Origin of the sequence: Shewanella sp. HL-SH4 (assembly GCF_051164845.1) — a bacterium.
GTDB lineage: Bacteria > Pseudomonadota > Gammaproteobacteria > Enterobacterales > Shewanellaceae > Shewanella > Shewanella glacialimarina.
The window spans coordinates 1,711,723-1,736,478 of record NZ_CP195037.1 but is presented as its reverse complement, the minus strand read 5'-3'; the positions used below and the strand labels follow the sequence as shown (position 1 = coordinate 1,736,478).

The 24,756-nt window shown below is 40.1% G+C and carries 19 protein-coding genes; 10 read left to right on the top strand and 9 right to left on the bottom strand.

Features of this window, described 5'->3' with window-relative positions; all coding sequences use genetic code 11:
- Positions 1 to 364 precede the first annotated feature (364 nt).
- The 4 genes from ACRWQL_RS08550 (at position 365) to ACRWQL_RS08535 (ending at position 5,031) form a co-directional block, all read left to right on the top strand.
- Positions 365 to 769, top strand: a complete 405-nt coding sequence (locus tag ACRWQL_RS08550; RefSeq protein WP_434930653.1) for a hypothetical protein — start codon at positions 365 to 367, stop codon at positions 767 to 769.
- A gap of 329 nt (positions 770 to 1,098) precedes the next feature.
- The gene (locus ACRWQL_RS08545; RefSeq protein ID WP_434953100.1) at positions 1,099 to 2,229 is read left to right on the top strand and encodes an FIST signal transduction protein; all 1,131 of its coding nucleotides are present in this window, start codon (positions 1,099 to 1,101) and stop codon (positions 2,227 to 2,229) included.
- An 11-nt stretch (positions 2,230 to 2,240) separates the two neighbouring features.
- Positions 2,241 to 4,118: a putative bifunctional diguanylate cyclase/phosphodiesterase gene (locus ACRWQL_RS08540; protein ID WP_434953099.1), complete on the top strand. Its 1,878-nt coding sequence runs from the start codon at positions 2,241 to 2,243 to the stop codon at positions 4,116 to 4,118.
- Between the two features lie 160 nt (positions 4,119 to 4,278).
- Positions 4,279 to 5,031, top strand: coding sequence for a class I SAM-dependent DNA methyltransferase (locus tag ACRWQL_RS08535; protein ID WP_434953098.1), 753 nt, complete (start codon positions 4,279 to 4,281; stop codon positions 5,029 to 5,031).
- A 254-nt stretch (positions 5,032 to 5,285) separates the two neighbouring features.
- Here the strand turns inward: ACRWQL_RS08535 and ACRWQL_RS08530 are convergent, their stop codons facing one another.
- From ACRWQL_RS08530 to ACRWQL_RS08515, 4 genes are all read right to left on the bottom strand, one after another.
- The gene (locus ACRWQL_RS08530) at positions 5,286 to 5,564 is read right to left on the bottom strand and encodes a DNA polymerase III subunit epsilon (protein WP_226411628.1); all 279 of its coding nucleotides are present in this window, start codon (positions 5,562 to 5,564) and stop codon (positions 5,286 to 5,288) included.
- 358 nt (positions 5,565 to 5,922) lie between these two features.
- Entirely contained in the window at positions 5,923 to 6,357 is a 435-nt protein-coding gene (locus ACRWQL_RS08525) for a CC0125/CC1285 family lipoprotein (protein WP_434928000.1), read from the bottom strand.
- Positions 6,358 to 6,645: 288 nt separating this feature from the next.
- Positions 6,646 to 7,278, bottom strand: coding sequence for an excalibur calcium-binding domain-containing protein (locus tag ACRWQL_RS08520; protein ID WP_434953097.1), 633 nt, complete (start codon positions 7,276 to 7,278; stop codon positions 6,646 to 6,648).
- Positions 7,279 to 7,505: 227 nt separating this feature from the next.
- A complete protein-coding gene (locus ACRWQL_RS08515; RefSeq protein WP_434953096.1) occupies positions 7,506 to 9,221 on the bottom strand; it encodes a SulP family inorganic anion transporter in 1,716 nt (571 codons plus the stop codon).
- Positions 9,222 to 9,288: 67 nt separating this feature from the next.
- Here ACRWQL_RS08515 and ACRWQL_RS08510 point away from each other — a divergent pair, with 67 nt between their 5' ends.
- The 3 genes from ACRWQL_RS08510 (at position 9,289) to ACRWQL_RS08500 (ending at position 12,481) form a co-directional block, all read left to right on the top strand.
- Positions 9,289 to 9,804, top strand: coding sequence for a hypothetical protein (locus tag ACRWQL_RS08510; RefSeq protein ID WP_226411613.1), 516 nt, complete (start codon positions 9,289 to 9,291; stop codon positions 9,802 to 9,804).
- A gap of 236 nt (positions 9,805 to 10,040) precedes the next feature.
- Entirely contained in the window at positions 10,041 to 10,946 is a 906-nt protein-coding gene (locus ACRWQL_RS08505; RefSeq protein ID WP_434953095.1) for an ABC transporter ATP-binding protein, read from the top strand.
- A complete protein-coding gene (locus tag ACRWQL_RS08500; RefSeq protein ID WP_434953094.1) occupies positions 10,946 to 12,481 on the top strand; it encodes a hypothetical protein in 1,536 nt (511 codons plus the stop codon). Before ACRWQL_RS08505 ends, ACRWQL_RS08500 begins: the two co-directional genes overlap by 1 nt.
- 112 nt (positions 12,482 to 12,593) lie before the next feature.
- On the opposite strand, the gene ACRWQL_RS08495 is transcribed toward ACRWQL_RS08500, so the two are convergent.
- Positions 12,594 to 13,487 carry a DMT family transporter gene (locus ACRWQL_RS08495; protein WP_434953093.1) on the bottom strand — a complete coding sequence of 298 codons (894 nt, stop codon included), beginning with the start codon at positions 13,485 to 13,487 and terminating at the stop codon, positions 12,594 to 12,596.
- Positions 13,488 to 13,633: 146 nt separating this feature from the next.
- On the opposite strand from ACRWQL_RS08495, the gene ACRWQL_RS08490 reads away from it, so the two are divergent.
- Positions 13,634 to 14,125, top strand: a complete 492-nt coding sequence (locus tag ACRWQL_RS08490) for a MarR family winged helix-turn-helix transcriptional regulator (protein ID WP_434953092.1) — start codon at positions 13,634 to 13,636, stop codon at positions 14,123 to 14,125.
- 107 nt (positions 14,126 to 14,232) lie between these two features.
- Here the strand turns inward: ACRWQL_RS08490 and ACRWQL_RS08485 are convergent, their stop codons facing one another.
- Complete coding sequence (locus ACRWQL_RS08485) at positions 14,233 to 15,234, bottom strand: polysaccharide lyase family 7 protein (protein ID WP_434953351.1); 1,002 nt, start codon at positions 15,232 to 15,234, stop codon at positions 14,233 to 14,235.
- A 183-nt stretch (positions 15,235 to 15,417) separates the two neighbouring features.
- Here ACRWQL_RS08485 and ACRWQL_RS08480 point away from each other — a divergent pair, with 183 nt between their 5' ends.
- Positions 15,418 to 16,902 (top strand): NAD(P)H-hydrate dehydratase, encoded by a 1,485-nt coding sequence (locus tag ACRWQL_RS08480; protein WP_434953091.1) that lies wholly within the window; start codon positions 15,418 to 15,420, stop codon positions 16,900 to 16,902.
- A gap of 81 nt (positions 16,903 to 16,983) precedes the next feature.
- Here the strand turns inward: ACRWQL_RS08480 and ACRWQL_RS08475 are convergent, their stop codons facing one another.
- The gene (locus ACRWQL_RS08475) at positions 16,984 to 17,235 is read right to left on the bottom strand and encodes a DUF2999 family protein (protein WP_226411599.1); all 252 of its coding nucleotides are present in this window, start codon (positions 17,233 to 17,235) and stop codon (positions 16,984 to 16,986) included.
- Between the two features lie 263 nt (positions 17,236 to 17,498).
- Here ACRWQL_RS08475 and dgt point away from each other — a divergent pair, with 263 nt between their 5' ends.
- Positions 17,499 to 18,983 (top strand): dGTPase, encoded by a 1,485-nt coding sequence (gene dgt, locus ACRWQL_RS08470; RefSeq protein ID WP_434953090.1) that lies wholly within the window; start codon positions 17,499 to 17,501, stop codon positions 18,981 to 18,983.
- A 121-nt stretch (positions 18,984 to 19,104) separates the two neighbouring features.
- Here the strand turns inward: dgt and ACRWQL_RS08465 are convergent, their stop codons facing one another.
- Together ACRWQL_RS08465 and ACRWQL_RS08460 are read right to left on the bottom strand one after the other, a co-directional pair.
- Positions 19,105 to 23,622, bottom strand: a complete 4,518-nt coding sequence (locus tag ACRWQL_RS08465; protein ID WP_434953089.1) for an EAL domain-containing protein — start codon at positions 23,620 to 23,622, stop codon at positions 19,105 to 19,107.
- A 198-nt stretch (positions 23,623 to 23,820) separates the two neighbouring features.
- On the bottom strand, positions 23,821 to 24,753 hold the full coding sequence (locus ACRWQL_RS08460; protein WP_434953088.1) for an acyltransferase: 933 nt from the start codon (positions 24,751 to 24,753) through the stop codon (positions 23,821 to 23,823).
- Positions 24,754 to 24,756: the final 3 nt, after the last annotated feature.

The following is a 24,756-nucleotide window of genomic DNA, read 5'->3' as shown; positions in this document are numbered from 1 at the left end:
TCCTTCATTTAAAGCTGATAGGGAAATAGTGGATATTTGCATAGCGTGCGTCAGCTTAAATAAGGCATGATTGAGTCGAACAAAGTCTAGTTTTGTCTAAAATGCAGTTAGCCAGTTTTTATGCAAGATTGTCCAATGTACTCAGCACTGTAATGATACGCAAATTTAACTATTTCTATTAGATAATCATCTAAGGGCTAAATTTCAACGGTAAGTGTAATAACCTCAGTACTTATATCTTTAACGAGTCATGCTTTCTGTTAACAACATTTAGTAGTAATTTTTAATCTATGCCTCAGGTTGAGTCGCTAAACTGAGTGACTTAACTATGTATTTCAACCTCTTAAAATCGAGATCTATTATCATGGATACACATACTGCAAATATGCCACGTAAAATGCCTTGGGTTGCGATAAGTGTTATTGCATCCATAGTCTTGCTACTTGGGCTATTACTGATGGTGATGCCCAAAGGGTTTAAAACCACCCACGAGCAAATCGGTACAGGTAAGCCTTCGGTAGTATTTGTCTATGATGCTAACCTTGTTTCGAGTACCACCCAGACTGAACAAATGAATGAAGCCCGAGCTCATCTTGGCGATAACGTTTTCTTTCTTCTTGCCAGAGCGGGCACTCCTGAAGGGGATCAACTTATTGCTAAGCATGGTGCTAGACCGGCAGAGTTATTACTGTTTGACGCAGCAGGAAGCTTAACTAAAAGGCAGCTTGCGGTGATAGATGCTAACGAGCTTATGTTGTGGGTACGTTAGTTATTTATAGGACTGTCTGAATTTGCGTCGGTGAGTGTAGATTTGGGTCTTTAAAGATTTATAAACTTTTGTTTTATTTTCTAATCAGGGTAAATAGCAGTCTTACTTAGCTAAGTTGATTTAGATTTATCATCCAGATGTTTGATACTAAAAATCCTCGACACTAAAAGTTTCGGGGCTTTTTGCCTTTTGGCGGTGTAAATGTATTGGTGTTAGCGTGACTATTAACAAGTTTACTCATTTGTGTAGCACGATTTATTTGCGGTTATTGCTTGCGGTAACGTTTTAAGCTACAACTTAGTTATAACTTCTTATCGATATGTGACTAAATGCACGTTTTTCAAACGATATATCAGAATGGCCATTGGGATAAACCCTTAGTGCAAAATGCAGCCATTAATTTGGTGTTGGTATTTGGTTCGCCTGAGCTTATGTTAGACAGCAAGCTTAATGTTGAGCTAGCAAGTGCTTTTCCAAATGCGCAAATCGTAGGCTGCAGTACTAGCGGTGAAATTCAAGATGATTGTCTATATGACAAAAGTGTATGCGTTACAGCGATTGATTTTGAGCATACACAGGTGCAAGTTGTCAGCAGTTCGATAAATCAATTTGAACATTGTGCTGAATTAGCAAAGCAGTTAATCGATCAATTAAGCTTTGATGGGCTAAAACATGTTTTTGTTATTTCTGATGGTCATTTAGTTAATGGTTCTGAACTGGTTGATGGTTTACAGCAGCACCTGCCTAAAGGTGTCATGGCTACGGGAGGCTTAGCCGGTGATGGTGAGCGTTTTAGTCAAACCACGGTATGGCATAATCAGCAAATAGAAAGCGGACTTATTGTGCTGGTAGGGCTTTATGGTGAAAGGTTATCTGTTGGTTTTGGTAGTCTAGGAGGCTGGCGTCCATTTGGGCCTAAACGGGTGATTACTCAGTCGACAGACAATGTGCTTTTTGAACTCGATGGACGGCCAGCTCTTGATTTATATAAAGAGTTTTTGGGTGAGTTTTCTGCCGGCTTGCCTGCTTCTGCATTACTCTATCCGTTAGCACTACAACTCAATGGTGAGCAAGAAACTGTGGTTCGCACTATATTATCCATTGATGAACTGAAAAAAAGTATGTTGTTTGCAGGTAATATGCCCACAGGCGCGACATGTCAGTTAATGCATTCTAATTATGAATATTTACTTGATGGTGCACAGCTTGCCGCAGAGGATGCTGTATCCTCCTTTGAGGGAACACAGCCTGAGTTGGCTATTTTAATTAGTTGTGTCGGCCGTAGACTTGTTTTACAGCAAAGGGTTGAAGAGGAGTTGGAGATTATTAAGCAAGGCTTACCCACCCAGTGTACTATTTCTGGATTTTACTCCTATGGTGAAATATCGCCTATTAAGTCTATTGGTCGGTGTGGTTTACATAATCAGACTATGGCTGTCACATTATTTTCTGAGACATAGTGATATTAACAATGCATAAATTGCTATTGCGTCAGCTAAAACGTAACCAAAAAGATGAATTGTTTATTTCAAAAAATGACATTTTTTTAAATTCAATATCAGATGCTTATGCTCAAAATGAGCAAAGTGTAAAAATGTTAGAGCGTTCTTTATTCCTTATTTCCAATGAGTTGAACGAGCGTAATCAAACACTAAATGACCAGTTAGCAAAGATGAAACTGGTTCAAGATAAGCTTGAGCACTCCATTGGTTTATTAAATGCGACAGTCAACTCGACTGGTGAGATTTTGTTCGTTTATGGATTAAATGGCGAACTATTGTCATTTAATACCATGGGGCAGGATTTTTTTGACGATATAGGCTTTAAACCTGTATCGCATTGGGAAGAGTTTCTTAGCATTATCAAAGATAAACAACATATGTTATCTATTATTGATCGTCTTCAACATGACCCATTTCAATATTTAACTGGCACTATAGAGTTACTCGATAACCGTTTCTTTGATTACCGGTCTTTACCTCAGATACAAGAGAAGCAAATTTATGGCCGAGTGTGGTGCTTTCGCGATGTGACAGTGCAAAAGCAGTACGAGGCTACTATTGAATATCATGCTTTTCATGATGCACTGACTGGCTTACCTAATCGTGCATTATTATTGGATAGAATTAGCCATTCTATTGCGACGAGTAAAAGAGAAAATAAAAAGTTAGCGGTGTTATTTTTAGATTTAGATGACTTTAAAAAAATCAACGATACAGAAGGCCATGATGCAGGCGACTTGCTGCTAAAAGAAGTGGTTAGACGACTTCAGACACGCTTACGAGAATTTGATACTTTGTCCCGCCAAGGTGGTGATGAGTTTATTATTGTTTTAGAAAAGATAGAGTCAGAAATGACGGTAAAACAGGTTTGCCAAGATTTATTAGCATTGATTAAACAGCCTTTTACTATCGGTTCTCGTCAATTTATTGTGACCTCAAGTATTGGTATTTCACTATTCCCTAATGATGATGACAATGCCAACTCGCTGATCCGTAAAGCGGATTTAGCTATGTATGAGTCAAAATCACTGGGTAAAAACAGCTTTCATTTTTACAGTCAGGCACTTGAAAAAGAGGCATTAACTCAGCTTGCGGTTGAGCAAGCACTTCGCCAGGCCATCGAAGATCAGAGCTTACATTTAGTTTATCAACCCAAAGTTGATTTAAACACTATGAAAGTGGTTAGTGTTGAAGCGTTATGCCGTTGGACGCAGCATGATGGCGTTGTGATCCCGCCCGATGTTTTTATTCCCATAGCAGAACAAACTGGGCTGATTATTGATATCGGTTGCTTAGTAATTTCTAAAGCCTGCTTACAGTTAGCTAAGTGGCGAGATGCAAACATTATAGAGCTGGCTATTTCAATTAATCTAAGCTGTTTAGAATTTCAAAATGAAGCGCTAATAACACATTTAATAGATACCTTAACCCATTATAAATTAGAGGGTAAATATCTTATTATTGAATTAACCGAATCGATTTTTATGGAAGATAAATTCAGTGTAAAAGACATTATGTTACGGCTTAATCAATATGGGATTACTTTTGCACTTGATGATTTCGGCAAAGGTTATTCATCATTTAGCTACTTACAATTTTTGCCGTTGCATTATCTCAAAATAGATAAAGCATTCTTACAAGATGTTGAGAGCAGCAGCTCATCGGCAGCGATAGCTAAAACTATTATCGACATAGGGCATAACCTAGGCTTAAAAGTTATCGCAGAGGGGGTGGAAGACCAATTTATGCTTGATTACGTTAAGGCTTATAAATGCGATTTAGCCCAAGGTTTTTATTTGCACAAGCCCATGCTGCCAGAGGCGATAGAAACCTTATATCTCGGCTGATCTGATTGAGTAAAGGTGGGATTGAGTCGTGCTAGAGCATAAGGTATTGAAACTTATTCAGTGGCGAGTCGTTAGTGCTTATTGATTAGTTATTTCTCAATCGCACTATTTGATATATGATGCGCCACCCTAAATTTACCAACCTCGTCGATTCTATTTTATGTCTACCAATGCCCTCTATACCGATTTGTCCGGTTACTATGATTTGATGTGCTGTGACATTAATTACCAACAACAAACTAATAGCGTAGCGCGCTTACATCAGTTTTTGGGTAACAGCGGCAACCAACATTTAGACTTGGCCTGTGGCACTGGGCCACATGTTAGGCATTTCATCGATTTAGGGTTTCAAAGCAGTGGCCTGGATATCAATCAACCTATGCTCGACATTGCTATGCGTCGTTGTCCTGAAGCGCAGTTTAGTTTGCAAAATATGACTGAGTTTTACGTTGAACAAAAACTTGATCTGATCACCTGTTTTTTGTACTCCATTCATTATTCTCCAGGAACCGAGGCGCTTAAAGCCTGCATTGCAAGCGTACATAAGGCATTAAATACTGGTGGCCTGTTTTGTTTTAACTCAGTTGATAAGCATAAAATTAATAACAAAGCGTTAGTGAAACATAGTGCGAAATTTGACGGCAGCCAGTTTGTGTTTGAATCGGGTTGGCATTACAGCGGTGCAGGTGAGATGCAAGCACTCAATTTAAGCATCGCCAAAACTCAATCTGGTGCAACGCAGTTATGGCAAGACTCCCATGCGATGGTGGCCACCAGTTTTACTGAAATCGAAGCCTTGTTAAGTCCGTATTTCGACGTACAAATATTTGAACACGATTACGACAAAATCATCCCGTGGGATTTGGAATCAGGCAACGCCTTGTTTGTGTGTGTTAAGCGAGAGATTAAATAGTTAAGGTTTTTTAGCGTCATTGCGGTATTGCTTGTGAACCGGAATGCAACGTTGATCTTTAGACAATAAATAAGTGGTTCAGAGTAAAACTTTTATACATGGGCTTTTAAAATGTGAGTGACCTCATTTAATTTTGCCGCATGCCAGTGGATTTTCACCAACTTCAAATACCGATTTTTATAGGTTTTAGTGTATAAAAATTGGCATTTGAATGTGGCCAGCCATCATCAGTAACAATGGCTGTTGATGAGGGGTTACTGTTCGGTATCAGTAAATTCTGCTTGAACCTTGTCTAATTCTTGCTGGTTTTTAAGCTCGGTTTGTTGCTGTTTTTTAATGCTGACTTCTTCTACTAGTGCAGCTTGTCTTTGTTTAAGGCTGTGTTTCTCATCTTTGGTTAGAAACTTAAACGCTTTTTCATTGGCAAGTGCATACGCAACGACATCTTCGCCTTTTACTCTGCGTTCATCCACTCGTTTTGAAAAACGATCATTATCTCGAGCTTTGCGCTCTTCGGCATTTAACTTACTCATTGTTGTATCCTCATTAGTTAATCACGGTAGGCTTCACTACGCTCAGTCAAACAAATGAGATGCACATTCATAAAGCTGATCGGCGCATTTTAGCATAAATTGGCTTACTAGCTTGCAATACGTGATATGTGAATAACTATGGTTTTTGAATAACTAGAGTTGGTAAGGTAATCGATTGAGTGGGATGAGTATTAGCTCTTGCAATGGTTAAATAAGCTATTGGTAACAATCACCATTTTACATGCCGGTTGAGTCTATACGGGTGGCTAAGAAAACAGATATGAATAGAATATGGGGCAAAGTTGAATATGACTTACTATTCCCCACATTGCTAAATTGATTGAAACTACGTCATTTATTACAGTGTTGACTCATCTATTAAGTATTGGGTTGTCAGCTGCGATATGAGCTTTTCAGTATCGAATGTATCGACTTTACTGTTAAATTCATTAATTAATTTAACTTCGATTACGACCTCTGGTTTAAAAGTATAAACGCCAGCAGTACCTGAACTTCCCTGGTTTATGACATTTTTTAAGTATATTACTTCAAAATAAGGCGATAGGTTTTTTCTTGCCAGCACAGCCGCTCTTAGTAAAGCAAAATCATTCGCCCTGCGCTGTGAGGTATTACCGTTGCCAGAAAATCGAACATAATAAGTGTTCTCTTTGTCTTCATATTTTGAATCAGAATACCCACCGGTTAAACCTTGTGATTGATAAGTTGTCGGTGAAGCACAACCGCCAAGCATTAAAAGATTAATAACCAAAATTATTTGAATTAGATACTTCATTTTTACCTTTAGACTATCCGTTAATTAACTGGGCGATAAGGTAGCAGAAAAATTAGCTAATAATCTTATTTTCAAACCAATAAGCCATCTGAATGTTGTAATTGTGAGCTTAGACTTGTTGAGGTATAGCTTTGGTTTTGTGAGACGGTTTGTTTTATAGGACTTTGTAAAAAGTTGTGCAGTTTGCAGCAATTTAGTTTTCAGAATCATCTATCCACAATCCATTTGTAACTCGATAACAATTAATCTGCAATAACCTAGAGCAAGGGATCAATAAAGCTGTATCCTTTAACCACAGAATTGTCTTTCGCACGGAACTCCGTCGCCATCACCATCCATTTCAGTTCCTGGACAATTACGGGTGTAAAAGGTGGCCTCTGCACAAGATCGCATATGACTACAATGGGTCTTGCCTGCTTCACATCTGAACTGATCGCTGGGGATGATTGAACTTGGTTGTTGCATTGCAGGTGTCCACTCAATTTGCTCAACATCCTCATTGGTAGGAATGGGCGCGGCATTGAGGTGTTGATATTTGTTGAAACCGTATATGGCTAAGTTAAGCACAATTAACACTAAAATGATTCTGCCAATGACGGAGCTTGATGAAGTGCGCAGCGAGTGGTGAGTTTTATTATTGGAAGGCAGGTTAAATGGACCACTTAATGGCGTATCCGCGACTTTTGCTTGTGATGAACCTGCAATAACTGCAACACCTTCAATGCTGGCTTTTACGGCTTTAACTTTGCCGTCGGGCTGGTTCTCACGATGAAATAGGATCTCATCGCCAATAAGGGGTTTTCTGGCCATGTGCTTGAGCGTGGTAATATGAATAAACACATCTACATCACTGCTTGTTTCTGGTTTGATAAACCCAAAGCCTTTATCGTTATTCCAACGAACTAACGTGCCTCTTTCCATGGCAATATTCCCTTTATAAGCATTGTTTGATGATGTAGATACGTCAACTAGGCTGCCATAATAGCGAGTTATAAAGGCAATAAGCTAGCTATTTCATTAAGTTAACTTAAATTTAGTTATAATGATATCTGATAATAGCAGGACGTAATAACTATCCTCACACAATATTGTTGTAGACGCTAAATATAGGCATCAAGCTAACGAGCAACTAGTTTGATGCCCATAGTTTACTCCTGTTTCTTAACATGTTTTAGCGCGGCTTGAAGCGCTTCATAGCGAAATAAGAAAGTATTTTCTTTCGGTAGTGAGTCGATAGCTTGAAACTTGCCAAGTTGCTCTCGTGTTTGTTGATTTGGGCACAGTAAAAACACTTCACAATTAGCCTCTAGTGCATCTTTAATCGCGTTTTCAAGCGCTAAGCCAACGGTAACATCAATCATAGGCACATCAGTTAGGTCGAGGATCATTGCTTCATATTCGGCAATACTGGCGTGTTGACGTGAAATCGCTTTTGATACGCTAAAAATCATTGGGCCTGATAAGTAGAAAAACAGCACTTTACCATTTGCCTGGTCAAGTAAGCCGCGCTCACTTTGTGTCAGCGGAACATCGTTTTGATCTGCATCACTGATGGCTTTAACTTGGCGTGCTTGTTCTCGGCTTAAGCGTTCAATAATGAGGATGTTAGAAATAAAGACCCCAAGTCCTACTGCCACAATTAAATCGACAAATACGGTTAATAACATCACCCCATACATAATAGTCATGCTTTGCATACTGACTTTGTGGGCGCGTTGAATGAAACTCCAGTCAAGAATATTAAAACCAACATAAACCGCAATCCCGGCTAATACCGCCATCGGGATAGGCTCGGTCAAACCACCGGCCACCAGCACCACTAATGCCAGTATTACCGCTCGGGTGATACCTGATAGCGGTGATTGGGCACCTACTTGAATATTGGTTACCGTGCCCATAGTGGCTCCCGCACCAGGAAGCGCGCCAAACAAGCCTGAAATCATATTGGCTAAACCTTGGCCACGTAATTCTTTGTCTGAATCGTGTTCTTTACGGGTTAATGAATCGCCGATAACTGCGGTCAGTAGGGTGTCAATACAGCCAAGGGTGCCTAGCACTAAGGCGTCGATGATCATGGTGACAAATATATCAGCGTTAATGTGAGGAATAACCAGAGAAGGTAAGCCTGCAGGAATTTCACCAATGCGGCGAATACTGTCGGTGTCAAAGAACATGATCGATAATAAGGTGACCCCCACTAGAGCAACAAGCTGCGCAGGCACATATCTACGATATCGTTTAGGGAACATGAACAATGTTATTAGGGTTAACAAACCAAGAAACAGCTCGCTAAACTTGATGTTTGCTAGGGTATTTGGCAGTGAAGATAAGGTGCCTATAACGCCACCTGTAGGCGCAGCATGACCCAGTAAAGGCGAGAGCTGTAATATAATCAAAATCACGCCAATGCCCGACATAAAACCAGAAATAACGCTATACGGCATTAAGGTGACATATTTGCCTAGTTTTAAGCTGCCGATTAAAAATTGAAAGCCACCTGCCATCATGACTATCGTGAATGAGATAGCGATACCAGATTCAGGATACTTAGCCACCATGGTGGTTAAAATGGCGGTCATAATGACAGTCATAGGACCGGTAGGTTCAGAGATTAAGGTTGATGAACCGCCAAATAACGCGGCAAAAAAACCAACAAGAATAGCGCCCCATAAACCTGCTTCGGCACCAGCGCCTGATGCGACACCAAACGCAAGAGCCAAGGGTAATGAAATGATTGCCGTGGTAACACCGCCAAACAAATCGCCTTTGATACTGACATCCTTAAAGCGTTCTTTAAACAAAACAATACCCCTTATACAAAAGTTGGCGTGACTGTAGCAAATTATGCGTAAATTATTAATCATTTTGTATAGACCATTTACATTTGGGGCGCGTATAACTGTATATAGAACTTAATAACAAGGATTAAAAATGCGTTTATTTATGGTTATTGCGATGGCGACGTTATTAACTGCCTGCAGCACCAGCTACCCTAATCAAGCCATTACAGGACAGGTTTTTCCGTCAGTAACGGGGCAAACACTTGAACAGCAGCCGATGGCCTTACCTGACGATTTAAAAGGTAAGGTGGCATTATTACTAATTGGCTATAAACAAAACTCACAATTTGATATTGATCGCTGGCTGATTGGCTTAGACATGACCCAGACTCAAGTTGCTGTATATGAAGTGCCGACAATACAAGGATTGTTCCCTAGAATGTTCAGTACTTTTATTGATAATGGCATGCGCGCGGGTATTCCTAAGCCACTTTGGAAAGGGGTGGTTACGGTTTACCAGGATGGCGACCAAGTACAAGCCTTTACTGGCAATGAAAACCCAAACAACACCCGAGTCGTGCTATTAGACGCACAGGGAAAAGTGATTTACTTTTATGATCAAGGTTTCTCGGTAGATGCGCTTAATCAGCTAAGAGCCTTACTCTAAAAACGGTCATATCAGGCTATAAAAAGATCGAGTCTGATTAAGAGGTTACTTATAAGCTAGTTAATTACTGGCTAGGTTAACTTTTACCCTAAGTAACAGACTAATAAGTGGTGAAAATCATCAATATGGTTAACTTCAGTACCTTGGTTGATTAATAAGGCTTTGAATTTAAATGTAAAAAAATATGGTCTAATCCTTGCTAAATATCTTCCAACTCAACCAGGAAGAGCAATATTATGCAATTGGACATTCAATCACTTAGTCAACAATATCAAAGTGGCAAACACGTTAAACTGGCGATTAACGCCATATCGTTAAAAGTTGAGCCGGGAATTTTAGGGCTACTTGGCCCTAATGGTGCGGGTAAATCTAGCCTGATGCGTATTCTGGCCACCATCACCAAACCCACCGCCGGAAAAATTTTGTGGAACGGACAAGATATTGTCCAGTCACCGCAAATTTTACGTCATGAATTAGGTTATCTGCCGCAGTACTTTGGTGTGTATGATCAACTATCGGCTGTCGAATTTTTACATTACATTGTCAGCTTAAAAGGTTTACCCAAATCAAAGGCTAATCAAGTTATTGACGAGTTAATTGATAAACTCAATTTAACCCACGCAGCCTATATGCCATTAAAAGGTTATTCGGGCGGTATGAAGCAGCGAATTGGTATTGCGCAAGCCTTGCTCAATGATCCCAAGTTACTGATTATTGATGAACCCACAGTTGGTTTAGACCCGCATGAGCGGGCCAACTTCAGGCAACTACTGACTGAGTTAGCGGGTGACCGATGCATCATCTTTTCGACTCATATTGTGTCTGATATTGAGTCTATAGCGAACCGTATCGCGATTATGAATACCGGGCAGTTGATCCAATCGGACACTCCTAGTTCACTGCTACAAAAAATGGCCAATAAATGCTGGCAACTCACCACTGACTTTAATGAGCTTAAACATATTCAGCATGAGTTTATTGTTAGCCACAGCGTGCGTAAAGAAGACAAAGTGGAGCTCAATATTGTTGCCGACCATTGCCCTGATGCCAGAGCAATTGCAAGAACCCCATCATTAGAAGATGCTTATCTTTACTTTACTAGCAGGCAACAACCGCAAGCGGGTTTAGCGAGGGTAAGTTAATGAATACCCTGTGGCAATGTATCATTGCTGATTTTAAACAGCGTACCCGGCAACAAAGCTATATTGTCGCCTTGTTGGCTATGTCGGTTTTAACGCTATTATTTTTTCCATCGCCAGATGCTCAATATCAAACATTAGTGATTAATGGCTATCGCGGCATTTACAACAGTGCCTGGCTTGGTGTGTGTTTGGCGATGTTGAATGTACTTTTTTTACCGATTATTTGCTTTTACTTAGTTAAGAATGCACTTGAATTAGACCGGCAATCCATGACAAGTGAGTTGATCGCCGCCACGCCTGTGGCCAAGCACACATTTTTATTTTCAAAGTGGTGTGTGAATGTACTTATATTGGTATCAATTGTACTGATCATGTTGTGCAGCACTGTACTTATCCAGCTTTATTATGGCGAAAGTTATCAAATTGATTTTTGGGTATTAATTTGGCCTCAGCTGGTGTTCGTTTTGCCCGTATTACTGGCTGTCGCCTCTATTGCTATCATGTTCGAATCAATAAAATGGCTTAGAGCTGGCTTAGGTAATCTGGTGTATTTTTTTATCTGGATAGGCTCGATTGTACAAACGATTGAAAGTGTTTCTGGTATTGGCAATCTGCTTGATCAATTAGATGCTGAAGTGGTAGCACGTTTTCCTTTATCACAAGGGGCAACCAATATAGGCATCAAAGTGGGCGATAGCTTAAGCCCAGAAATTAATACCTTTATATGGCAAGGTATTGAGCCAACGGCAGCGCATTTTTGGGGCGCGTTACCGTTAATATTTTTTAGCCTGATTTGTTTGGGGATTACCTATCTATGTTTCGACCGATTTAGCCAGCAAACGCTTGCCGTTAAGCAACAATCATCATGGCTACACCGCACTTTTAGGCGCACTGTAGGGATGCCACTGGATAGTTTTTTGGGTTTTTTTACTCAGTATTTTGCCTTCACACGGTTACTACGTTTAGAGCTCAAATTAATGCTAACTGGCCAATCTACTTATTGGTTTATCGGCTTAATTATTTTAAATATTGTGCAAGTATTTATTAGCCAGCAATTACTGATGAGCATAGTGTTACCTCTTGCATGGTTGTGGTGTGTGTTAGTGCTATCGCCCTTAGGGCAATTAGAAAAACAATCGAATACAGTAGAGTTAATGACCTACAGTAAGCAATCATCAAGGTTACAAAGTTTGGCGAGTTATTCCGCAGCATGGATTGTACTGGCAATGGCCTGTTTGGGCGGCGCTATCCGTTTTATGGTGATGGCTGAGTGGATGTTACTGCTGCAATTGATTATTGCTATTTCATTTACGGTATCACTGGCTTATTTTTGTGGTGCTTTTGGCGCAACAAAGCGCTTGTTTGAAGTGCTTTATCCCGCTATTTGGTATTTTGGACCGATTCAAACGGCACTTTATGTCGACTTTTTTGGGGTGAATAGCCAAACCAGTTGGCAGGCGGGGATGCCTTATGCCGTTGCTGCTATTTCTATGGGATTACTGCTACTCACTGTGGGAGTGACAAATAGCCGCTAGCTAATAAATAATTACTTAATAACAGAAGCTTAGTCCACGATACTATTATTTCACTATGCTATTAGTTCACGATGCTATTAGTTCACTGACTAAGCTTTGTTAACAACTAGGCTTAATCTACCACAGCTTTATTAGGTATTCTTCGGCGCAGCAGCTGAATGAATGCCGGTGCGATAGAGGCTAGAATCATTCCGCCCATTAATAAATATTGGTGAGGCGTATAGGATTCACTCATTAACACTAAACCACAAACGATACCCGCTATGGGGTTGGCAATGCCACCAAAAGTAAAGTCGACCACCGACATACGTTGTAATAACCAGACATACATGCTGTAACCCAGCACTGTATTGAGCAACACTATCCAGCCTATTCCAGCAGCATTTATCAGGCTGAATTGGCTGATCGCATCGAAATATTGCTGCGGTAAAAAGAATGCCTGAACGCCCGCACTAACTAGTAATAATGCCCCCCCGATAATGAGCTGCCAGGTGAGTATGGTCCACCAATGAATCCGCGTACCCAGTGCCTTGGTTATCGTGCTACCGACAATAATGCAGCTAATAGCCGCTAGCATAGCGACCAACCCTATTGGGTTTAACGTGATCGAACTTGGGTCAAATAGCATCCAGGCTAATAGCACTAATATCATGCCAAAAAATGCTTGTACTGGGTTAGGGCGCTTTTTACTGATAACCCAGTGGAATAGCATGGCAAAAACGGGTACGGAAATCATTCCAATGCCTGATATGGCTGAAGGTAGCGTTAATGCCATCACAAAAATAAGGCTGAAAAACACCGCGATATTAATTGCACCCAGTTTAATTAAAATCGGCCATTGTGCTTTTTTAGGTTGGCTAGGCTTTATGGCTAATAATATTAGCCCCGCAGGTAAAGCGCGCAGCGCGCCTAATAGTAATGGTGGCCAGTCAGGTAAAGTGAACTGGGTCATGGCATAAGTGGTACCCCAAAAAAAAGCTGGGATCATGGCTAATAGGATATTCATAAATTACCTTTAAACTAAGTATCTTTGTATGAAGATACGTTGCAATTCTGAACTGATAATTTATTTTTGTAAAGTATCTTTTTATCAAGTATCTTTGCGTTAAGTTTATTTAGGTATTAGTTAACGGCTTAACAGTCAGGTGAAAAATGGAAGATATCGATCGAGTTGTCGCCCAATGGGGTGAGCAGAAACCACATTTAGATACCCTGCCAATGGCGATACTTGGACGTTTTCTGCGTCTACAAAAACACATTGAAACTGAGATATCTGCTTGCCATAAGCAATTTGAGTTAACCATGGGAGAGTTTGATGTGCTGGCAACATTAAGACGTGCAGGTACGCCCTTTACCCTAACGCCTTCAGGGTTATTATCGTCGATGATGCTGACCTCTGGTGCGATGACCAATCGGTTAGATAAACTTGAATCTAAAGGGTTAATCAAGCGTGTTCACAGTACTGAAGACAGACGCAGTGTGACGGTTGGTTTGACTGAAAAAGGCCTTGCCACCATAGATGATGCAATTGAAGAACATATGCGTATTCAACACACCTTAGTGGATCATCTGTCGGATACTGAGATGCCCGAGCTTAATCAGTTGCTCAAGACTTGGCTGGTGGCCTTTGAAGGTAAGAAGTAATTTAGTCGTGAGATAAGACTGTTGATATAAGGGCTGTTGATTTTTGTGGTTAAAATTGATCTCGAAAGATCACAGCCCTCAAGTATTGCTCAGTATGATATTACCGTTTATTGATTCAGCACTAACTGGTAAAAGCTAACTTGGGTATAGTCGCCCGCTTCCATGCCTCTTGATTGGCAATTGGAACTGCTTTTTTGGGTATTACATTGATTGTAAGCACCTGCTTTATAATACATCCAGTCATTTTTGTAGCCTTGATCGACCTCATGCCCTTGGTAGTGACCTTTGGCTAAATCAACGGCAAAGGTTTTAATAATTTCATTTGCTGTACCTGGGTTTTTAGTAAAAGTAAGGTGCATGGTATTGCCTTTCACATTCACGTCATAAGCAAAAATTTCTCCCAGTTTGATACCCTCTTTAGGTTCAGGTTCACCTGCTCGTAAGTCATTTCTACCAAATACATCATGACGTATATCCTGGCGATATTTTATCCCTTTACTGTCGGTAGCATCCTGTAATTCAGATAGGGGATTAAGTTCATAATTCCATGACAGCGACCCAAATTCATGTTCGGGCAGTTTACGATATTGAATTTTTAATGGTTCGTTATCAGGGGCATGAATTTGTCCAATGACCACACCGAATGCACCATTCATAGCAGGATCGCCACTGGTACTGACATGATCAACCGACAGTTGTGCAGTTAATTGACCACCAATAGCGCCAAATTTACTGGCATTAGGATGAGAAGTAACAACGAAGTTATTGCTAAGCTGATCATATTGTTCAGCGAGCATTGCGCGTAGTTCACTGCGAGTATTCTTACTATTGGGTGTTGTAGGGGCTTCATTAGGGGCAACAAATACCATAGCGCCAGTATTTTTGTCGGTATAAAACCACTGTGGATGAACATAGGGTTCTGTAGTATTGCCCAGTTGATTTTTATCGATTTCTAATGCTTTACCATTACTTTTTCCCTCTTGGGCTAATTCTGGCAGAGTAATTTTCCATTTAGATAAATCAAAATTTTGTGCTGGCGCTTTACTTGGATCTAATTTGAACTGCTTAGCGGTATCAAGCTGAGTTGCAGCGACGGTGGAACCGGTAATGATACAAATGGCTAATAAGCTAAAGTGGGCTCTTGTTATGTTGTTTTTCTCTCAAGGATATGGCCTGACTATTCTATCAAGATAATAATATTGTATTACGATAGGGGGTGAGGTTTTTAAGGTTTCTTGCCGTTTTTACGATATGCTGAATAAATCGTCAAAACAACAAGTAGTCGGTGCCTCATGACATTACCTAATAATTTTTATACTGCTGAGCAAGTTAAAGTAGGCGAGATCCAGGCAGCGAAGCTTGCTGGTGTGACTATGTTTGACTTAATGAAGCGTGCCGGAGAAGCCGTTCTTAAGCTTGTTTTACTATATTACCCAACGCCTCAACATATTTTAGTCTGTTGTGGTGGCGGTAATAATGGCGGTGACGGTTATGTGCTGGCACGCCTAGTGCGTGAAGCGGGTATTAAGCTCACTGTGTGGTCAACCCATCAACCGAGCCAATTAACAGGTGATGCTTATCAAGCTTATTGTGACTTTACGGCTGCAGGTGGCAGGGTTAATACTCAAACCACTCACATTGCTGATGGTGTTGATGTGATTGTCGATGCGCTATTGGGTACAGGTTTACGTGGCGTGGTTAAACAACAAACCTCTGCATTGATCCAGTTGATCAATACCAGTTCGGCAAAAGTGTTTGCTGTTGATATTCCCTCAGGGTTATGCGCAAACACTGGTACGGTATTGGGCAATGCGGTACGCGCAAATCATACGGTCAGCTTTATTGGTATCAAACAAGGTTTAGTGACAGGTCAGGCGCGGGAATATTGCGGAACATTACATTTTGTAGGTTTGGGGGTTGAGTTATTTTTTCAGCAAAATAACTTGGCAGAAGTGCATGCTATAACCGAGCAGAGATTAAAGCACACTTTGCTCGGCCGAAACCCTGCATCAAATAAAGGTCATCATGGTAAGGCCTTGTTACTCAGTGGCGATATCGGTTTTGGTGGAGCAATAATATTAAGTGCAGCAGCATGTGCTAGAACGGGCGCAGGATTAACCGCAGTATTAACCCACAGCGCAAATTACTCGCCATTGTTATCATATTGTCCTGAGGTAATGTGTCACGCTTGGGATTGCCTTGATAATGTTGATGCTCGTATTCATTGGGCTACGGCCATTGCGTTAGGTCCCGGGCTAGGGATGAGTGTGCATGCAAAATTAATTGCCGATCGGGTTAGTCAATCTGATAAACCTAAAGTGATTGACGCAGATGGTTTAAACCTGCTGGCATTAGCTCCTAATATCGATGTTAATAGAGTGATCACTCCGCATCCAGGTGAAGCTGCAAGATTATTAAACTGCGCTGTAATAGATATAGAACGAGACCGTTACCAAGCTGTGCGACAGTTGCAACAACGTTTTGGTGGTGTGGCTATTTTAAAAGGTGCTGGCACATTAGTGTGTGATGGTCGCCAAGTTTATGTGTGCTTAGCCGGTAACCCAGGGATGGCCTCGGGTGGAATGGGCGATGTGTTAACCGGAGTTATTGTGAGTTTGTTAGCCCAAGGCTATTCACTTTTAGATGCCGCGTTAATCGGGGTGCAACTGCATAGTCAGGCAGCGGATCAATCGGCGAAACAATCAGGCTTTATAGGTTTGCAGGCCAGTGATTTAGTGCCGTTTATTCGAAAGCAAATGAATCGTTTAAGTACTTAACTTAATTATTGAGATAAATGTGAGCGTTATCAAAAAAGAGTAAAGTAGGGTGCCACTTTACTCTTTTTATCGTTTACAGCTCTAGTGCTGTAATTGTGCTTTTGCGGCTTCGACTTTTGAAAAATCAAAACCTAATTCTAATACAGCTTCTTTAATTAATGCAGGGTTTTGCATAACCATAGCCATCAATTGTTGTAATTTTTCAGCTGGGATCCCTAATTGACCAATAACGCTCATTGCCATTAATGGATTTTGGGTTAGCGTTTGAAATAATTCGCTAATTTTAGCATCGCTTACATTGTGCTCTTTTAAGATGGCAATAATTGGATTCATTAGATGACCTTATGTTGATGGCTGAAATTTATTTGTTGCTGATTCTAACACACTAAAACTGAGTGAGTTTGAATGTTTAAGTTAAGCTTTGTCGATAAAGTATATGGTTTTAAAATCAGTAGATAACTCAATATTAACGTATAAAGTATCATTTTAAAATAAAATGACGCATCACCTTTTAATTACTTGAGGATTGTTTAATTCATTGAATATAAAAGAGTAATGCTGTAAATTTATCCTATTAAATACTTTTTTGCTGGGTAATGTATATGCATTTTAATACTAAAATTAAAGCTGAACGTCCTTTTCAATATAAAGCGTCCTCAGGCCCAATATTAAGGCAGTTTGAAAGTGACCGTGGCCGTATCATTAATTCAGCAGCTATTAGGCGATTACAGCAAAAAACTCAAGTATTTCCGCTAGAGCGAAATGCCGCAGTGCGTAGCCGATTAACTCACTCAATGGAAGTGCAGCAAGTCGGCCGATATATCAGTCAGTTGATTTGTGATGGCTTGTCAAAGTACGACTCCGACACACAAAACTATGGTTTAAAAACCTTAGCACGTGAGCTGGAAACTATCGTAGAAATGTCGTGTTTAATGCACGATGTTGGTAATCCACCATTTGGTCATTTTGGTGAAGCGGCAATGATTGATTGGCTGCAAAACAGTCTTGCGGGCATATATCAGCAATTACACAATAAAATCTTACCCGATGACATTGCCAGAGACTTAATTAGTTTTGAAGGTAATGCTCAGGGAATACGATTAATTCACTCCTTGCTAAAACTGAATCTGACTTATTCACAAGCCTCGGGGATCATGAAGTACACCCGCTGTGGTACTGAGCCCAAACCAGCTAAAAATGGTAATGACCCCCACAGTTATTTAAAGAAAAAGGTCGGTTATTATTTGAGCGAAACTGACTATATCACTGAGTTACAAAAAACCTTAGATATCGCTCCTCATTGCCGCTCACCTTTTGCGTATATTATGGAGGCCGCGGATGATATTTCTTACGGTATAGCTGATTTAGAAGATGCGGTTGAAAAAGGTGTGCTAACCGTCACGCAAATGAAGTTAGCATTAATAGACAAGTTTGCCCAAATATCATCACATCTTAGCGATGTAGACCAAGCTGTAATGCAAGTGATGCTAGATAAAGCCAGTAAAAGTGCCAAGGGCAGTGACAGCATGTTTTTTGTGTTCTTACGAGTAGGAGTAAATGGTCGTTTACCTCAGCATGCCCAGAAACGCTTTATTGATAATATTGAAGCCGTGTTCAATGGCAGCTTTAATCATGCCTTGATTGAAGACAATAGCGCTAATCATATGATTGTTGAAACGTTTAAACGGGTCGCGTTAGAACAAGCTTTTTGTCACCCAGAGGTGGAAGCGCGAGAATTGCAGGGCTATAGGGTAATCAGTGGCTTAATGGAATGCTATAAGCCATTGTTAATCCTGAGGCGTGAGCAATTTAATGTATTAATGTATGGCGTTCAAACGGCTGAGGATAAGTTGCTGTCAATTCCGATATATCCAGCACGTTTATACAAAAAACTGTCTTCTAAGCATATTGCCTCATACCAAACAGCCATGGCAGAGGGCGCACTAACGACTCAAATTACTGATGAAGATTGCCGTGAGTTTTATTTCCGTATGCGGCTGATTATTGATTATATCAGTGGTATGACAGATCAATTTGCCTATGATGAGTATCGTGCTTTTCATGTGATAGATGATTTTTAATGAATCGACAGCTTGTTGCTGATTTTAATTTCAGCCAATTTATTCGCGTTATAAAAACCAAAAGGCCTGAATAATTTCAGGCCTTTTGGTGTTTGTTTGTATTTATGTGTATCAGTAATTATTAGGATGACAGCGAGTTTTTGTCTAACTGTAAACGCGCCAGACAATCAACAACAGACAAAGGCTTACTGAGCAAGAAGCCCTGTACTTGGTCACAACCACCTTGTCGCAAAAACTCTAGCTGCTCATGGGTTTCAACCCCTTCAGCCACAACATTTAAGTCTAAGCTGTGTGCAAGAGTTATAATTGCGCTGGTGATAGCCGCATCATCAGGATCTTCACTAATATCACGTACGAACTCACGGTCAATTTTTAAGGTATCGATAGGAAAGCGCTTGAGGTAACTTAAGCTTGAATATCCTGTACCAAAATCATCAATAGATATCGTTAAACCAATGGCTTTGAGCTGGGTGAGAATATCTACAGAATCTGCAGGGTTACCCATAATCATTGATTCGGTTAATTCTAATTCAAGCGCGCTTGCAGGTAGACCTGAAACCGCCAAAGCAACTTCAATGGTCGATATTATATCGGCCTTTAATTGTCTGGCAGAAAGATTTACCGCAACAGATATATGCTCAAATCCCTGTTGATGCCATTGTGAAAGCTGGCCACAGGCTTGGTTAAGCGCCCAATGACCTATCTCATTAATCATGCCAGTTTCTTCAGCTAGCGGGATAAATTCGGCTGGAGAAATAAATCCAAGCTCTGCGCTATTCCAGCGTAATAGTGCTTCTAATCCGATAATTTTTTCTGTTTTAACATCAAATTTAGGCTGATATACCAAAGACAGCTCATTCAAAGTAATAGCTTGTTTAAGACCTGCTTCTAGCTGCACATGGCGAGTAGCATATTGGTTAAGCTCAGCGGTATAGAACTGGAAATTATTACGCCCTAAAGACTTAGCATGATACATAGCTGTATCGGCATATTTAATTAATGAAGTGGTATCATCAGCATCACTTGGATATAAGCTGATACCAATCGATGATGAAATCGTTAACACTTTATCGTCTAATAAAAACGGGGTTTCAAATGATTGCAGCACTTTCTCTGCAATTCGCGTCGCGGATTCGATTTTTTTAACGCCTTCTAAAATGAGGGTAAATTCATCGCCGCCTAATCGGGCAACGGTATCACCTTCTCTAATTGCATTTTGAAGACGCACTGACACCGCTTTTAGTAATAAATCACCAATATGATGCCCCATAGAATCATTAATATGTTTGAAGCGATCTAAATCAAGAAACAATAACGCGACAATTTGCTGTGAACGATGCGCTTTGGTGATGGCATGATTAAGTCTGTCTTGGAATAAGGTTCGGTTAGGCAAGCCAGTCAATGGGTCGAAGTTAGCCAGAACACGTAAATCTTCTTCTGCTTTTTTACGGGCAGTGATATCGGTAAATACCGCAACAAAGTGACTGGTTTCACCTTTATTGTCGATGACCTGATTTATTTCTAGCCAAGCCAAAATACCTTTACGATTACGGGTACGGATTTTAATTTCTCCGGCCCAGTGCTTATGACGTAACAATTGGGCTTCAACGGCAAGATAAAACTCCCTTGATTGTTTGCCCATAGCCAAGAATAAAAAGTGTTTTCCGGCGACTTCTCGGGGTTTAAAGCCGGTAATTCGACTAAATGCTGGATTAACTGATCGAACGCTATAATCTAATTCTCCAACGACAACAGCTTCATTCATACTGAATAGCACTTGTGAAGACAGTTTTAATTCATTTTCAATTTCTTTACGGCTGGTGATATCTTTATGGGTTCCCGCCATACGAAGTGGTCTATTTTTGCTGTCACGTTCAACGACTTGTCCACGGTCAAGCAACCAGGTCCACTTACCATTACCTATTTCAACTCGGTATTCAGCCTCGAAAAATTCACTATTACCATCAAGATGTTCTTGCAGTAGACTTTCTACTCTTGTGCGATCTTCAAGGTGAATGCTATGTATCAGTAACTCATCAGAATGATCAAAGCTCATCTGAGGCTCCATGTTAGTGCGGTAGACTTTGTTCTGTGTGATATTCCAGTCCCACATACCATCACCAGAAGCCCATAAGGCAAGCTTCAAACGTTCTTCAGATGCACGAATACTTTGCTCAAATTCTCGTTGTTTTTCGTGTTTATAGTGCCTTGAATACATAAAATATGACAACAGGCTAAAGCTGAGTATCCCATAAAGCATATAAGCAAGTTTACTCATATAAAGTGGTGGAATTACCGAAATAGGTATGACTAATGATTTCTCATCAAAAGCATTTTGCCCTAAAGCATGACGCACTATGAGTTGATAATCGCCTGGTGGGATGTTGGTGTAGGTTATTTTGCTGCCAGTGGGCAGTTTATGCCATACAGAATCAAAGCCAGTTAAAAAGTAACTGTATTGACTTAAATTACTATAACTAAAATTGAGCGCGCCAACTTCAAGGCTAATGAGTTGTTTCTCATAGGGCATATTAATTTTAGGTGTGTGACTAAGATCCAAAACCGGATAGCGGGTATCGCCAATAGTGTAGCTAGTGAGTGCTAATTTTATTGGGGGACGTTGCTGTGGTATATCGCTCGGCGTAAAGTAATTTAGCCCATTTATGCCGCCAAACCACATGTCACCATTACTGTCTTTAAAACGAGCCGCGCCATTAAACTCTAAAGCCTGTATCCCTTCGTGAATATTAAATGAAGTAAATTTTTTCGTTGTGGGGTTATAACGTGCAATGCCTGAGTTGGTACCTAGCCATAGGTTTTGGTCATTATCTTCCAGCAAACTGTATGCTGTATTTATAGCTAAGTCGTTTTTCACATCCAAGCGTTCAAATTTAAAAATACCGTAATCTGTTGTTAGTTTGTCTATACCCCCATGGGTTGCTACCCAGAGATCGCCATTTGAGGCGCGAAGAAAGTCTCGCACGCGGTTATCGCTTAAACTATAGGGATTACCGGGTTCGTTGCTAACAAAAACTAATTCTTTTTCTTCTGGATTAAGTCTAACAAGCCCACCTATGGTACCTATCCATAAATAACCATCACTGAAATGTAGCGTTAGCATTTGGTGCTTATAGGGTGAATACTCTTTCTGAAAACCAAAGTTATAGGGCAGCATTTGCTGATTATCTTTAGAGATAAAATACAGCCCTAGTATGCTGGCTAACCAGACTCTATTTTTATCATCAATGGCTAAGCTGCGAAAATTTATATCTGCCTGCAGCGCTGGATTGTGAGGCTTAACTTGCGATAGCGTATCTTGTTTATCTAAGGTAAATACCCCTATGCTGGTCGCAAACCATACAGTTTGTTCACTATCTTCAATAATATCGTTAACTTGTATATCGAGTTCAGTGGCAGGAATATTCAACAACACAGAGAATTGATCATTAAGATAGGTATATTTCCCATCCTCAGTTAAATATTTAAGGCCTTTTCCATCCGTTCCAATCCATAAGCGTTGTTTATGATCACGATAAATTGCCCTGATCATATTAGCCTTGCGTGGGTTACTGGTGCTGCTATCGAATAAGTGAGCAAAATATTGATTACTAAGATTAATTTTGTCGATACCAGAGAAGCTAGTCCCTAGCCACAAGGTGCCATTAGGATCGAGCATCATGGTGTATAAATTATCTTCACTCAAACTATTTAGTTTATAGGCTTGATTTTTATGATATTGGCTTTGCCATTCCTTGCCGTCAAAATCTAACTGAATAAGCCCTGAGCCATTGCCTATCGCCCATACTTGGTTGGCATCAACAACTATAAAGTCTTTGATATCATTCTTTTTCCCGATAGCATCAGATCGTTGCCAGATAAGTTCTTTTTGATGGGTATCTAAATTATAACGCCATATTTGATTATCAATAGCTAACCAAACGGCAAAAACTGAGCTGGCCTGAATTCGGTTAACCTGCATTTCATTTGGAATATCTAAACGATTAATTGTATTAGTATCAATGGCATAAGTTCCAACCCTGTCCGTTCCAACGATGACAAACTTATCATCGATATTAGCTAAACTGGTTATTTGTGGTTCTAAGCTATTACCAAGGCCAATAGAAGTGATTTTATAAGTCTTGAGGGACATCATAAACAGGCCAGAACGTGTGCCTATCCAAAGAGTGTCACCAATAACAGCAAGGTGAGACACTTGGCTATCAGCTAAGCCATCTACTTCACTAAATCGAGTAAACTTACCGGTTTTAAGGTCAAGTCTATTTAGGCCGCTATTAAAGGTTGCGACCCAAAGTGCACCATCGGGGGTTTGTATAATATCAGTAATATAATTATCTGAAATTGTTTCGGGATCAGCAGAACGCTTGAGGTATATCTGAAAATCGACACCATTATAACTGTGCAAGCCATCTTGAGTACCAATCCATAACATACCAGCACTGTCCATAAACAACTTAGTAATACTGTTTTGGTTTAGCCCTTGCTGGCTATCAAAGTGCTCAAATTTGATCTCTGAAATATGACTATACTTGCCTTTATGTAACGCAATAGCAGGTGTTGCATACAATGAAGCTGCAAATAGAATGGCTGTAATCAAAAGTGAAAATATGCGTAAAATCAAACGACACCTTAGTTTCTGTGTTTTATTATTATAAAATGACAGCTTAATTTCTGTGTTTTATTATTATGAAATGACAGCCTAAATCAATACTACCTTGTAAGGTGGGAAATTCAATTGTTAATCAATTATTAATAGATATATTTTTTCGTTATCTATTTGCTATTGATTATAGCTAGTTTTACAGGTGATGCTTGATCGTTATTGTTCGTTACTTGTTATAGATTTATCAGCATATTGCTTAAGGATGCCGTCGATTTGGTTATCTTTCTCTAACCACAAATCATTCAACCAACGCTGAAATTCAGCTCTATATTCCGCCTGAGAAAAATAAACTTCAGGGTCAACCTTAGGAACGGGGAGTATTTCAACTCTCATAACAACTTTTTTAACACGACCATTCATCACGCCATAAAGTATATCTTCATCAGCCTTTGCGTCTGGATACACTAAAGTAATATTAAGAAGGCTAGTAAATTGTTCACCCATTGCCGAAAGCGTAAAAGCAATACCACCCGCTTTTGCGCGCAGTAAATGTTGGTAAGGTGATTGTTGGCGTTGATGTTTTTCTACCGTGAAGCGACTACCCTCAACGTAGTTAATAATAGAGGTTGGTAAATGTTTAAATCGAGCGCAAGCCTTGCGAGTCGTTGCTAAGTCTTTACCTTTTAATTTAGGATTTTTACGTAACTTTGCAGGGCTAGTTCTATGCATAAATGGCATATCCAGCGCCCAACAGCCCAATCCCATAATGGGTACATACATCAATTCTTGTTTGAGAAAAAACTTTAGCATTGGAATATGGTTACGCAGTAAATAGGTTTGCGCAGCAATATCAAAACCGCTTAAGTGATTACTTATCAGTAAATACCAGCTATTTTTATCAAGATTCTCAAGCCCTTCTACGTCCCATTCAATATTAGAAATTAGTGCTAAAATGCCGCCATTGCAGACTGCCCAGCACCACATAAAGCGATTCATTAAGTGAGATAAACCTAAGCGAATCGTTTTGACTGGCAATAGTAATTTAACAATGCCGCCAATGCTGAGTAATGAGCTCCAAACAATAGTATTGATAATCAATAAAGTCAGACTTATTGCATATAAAATTGGGCCAGGTAAAAACGATAACATTGA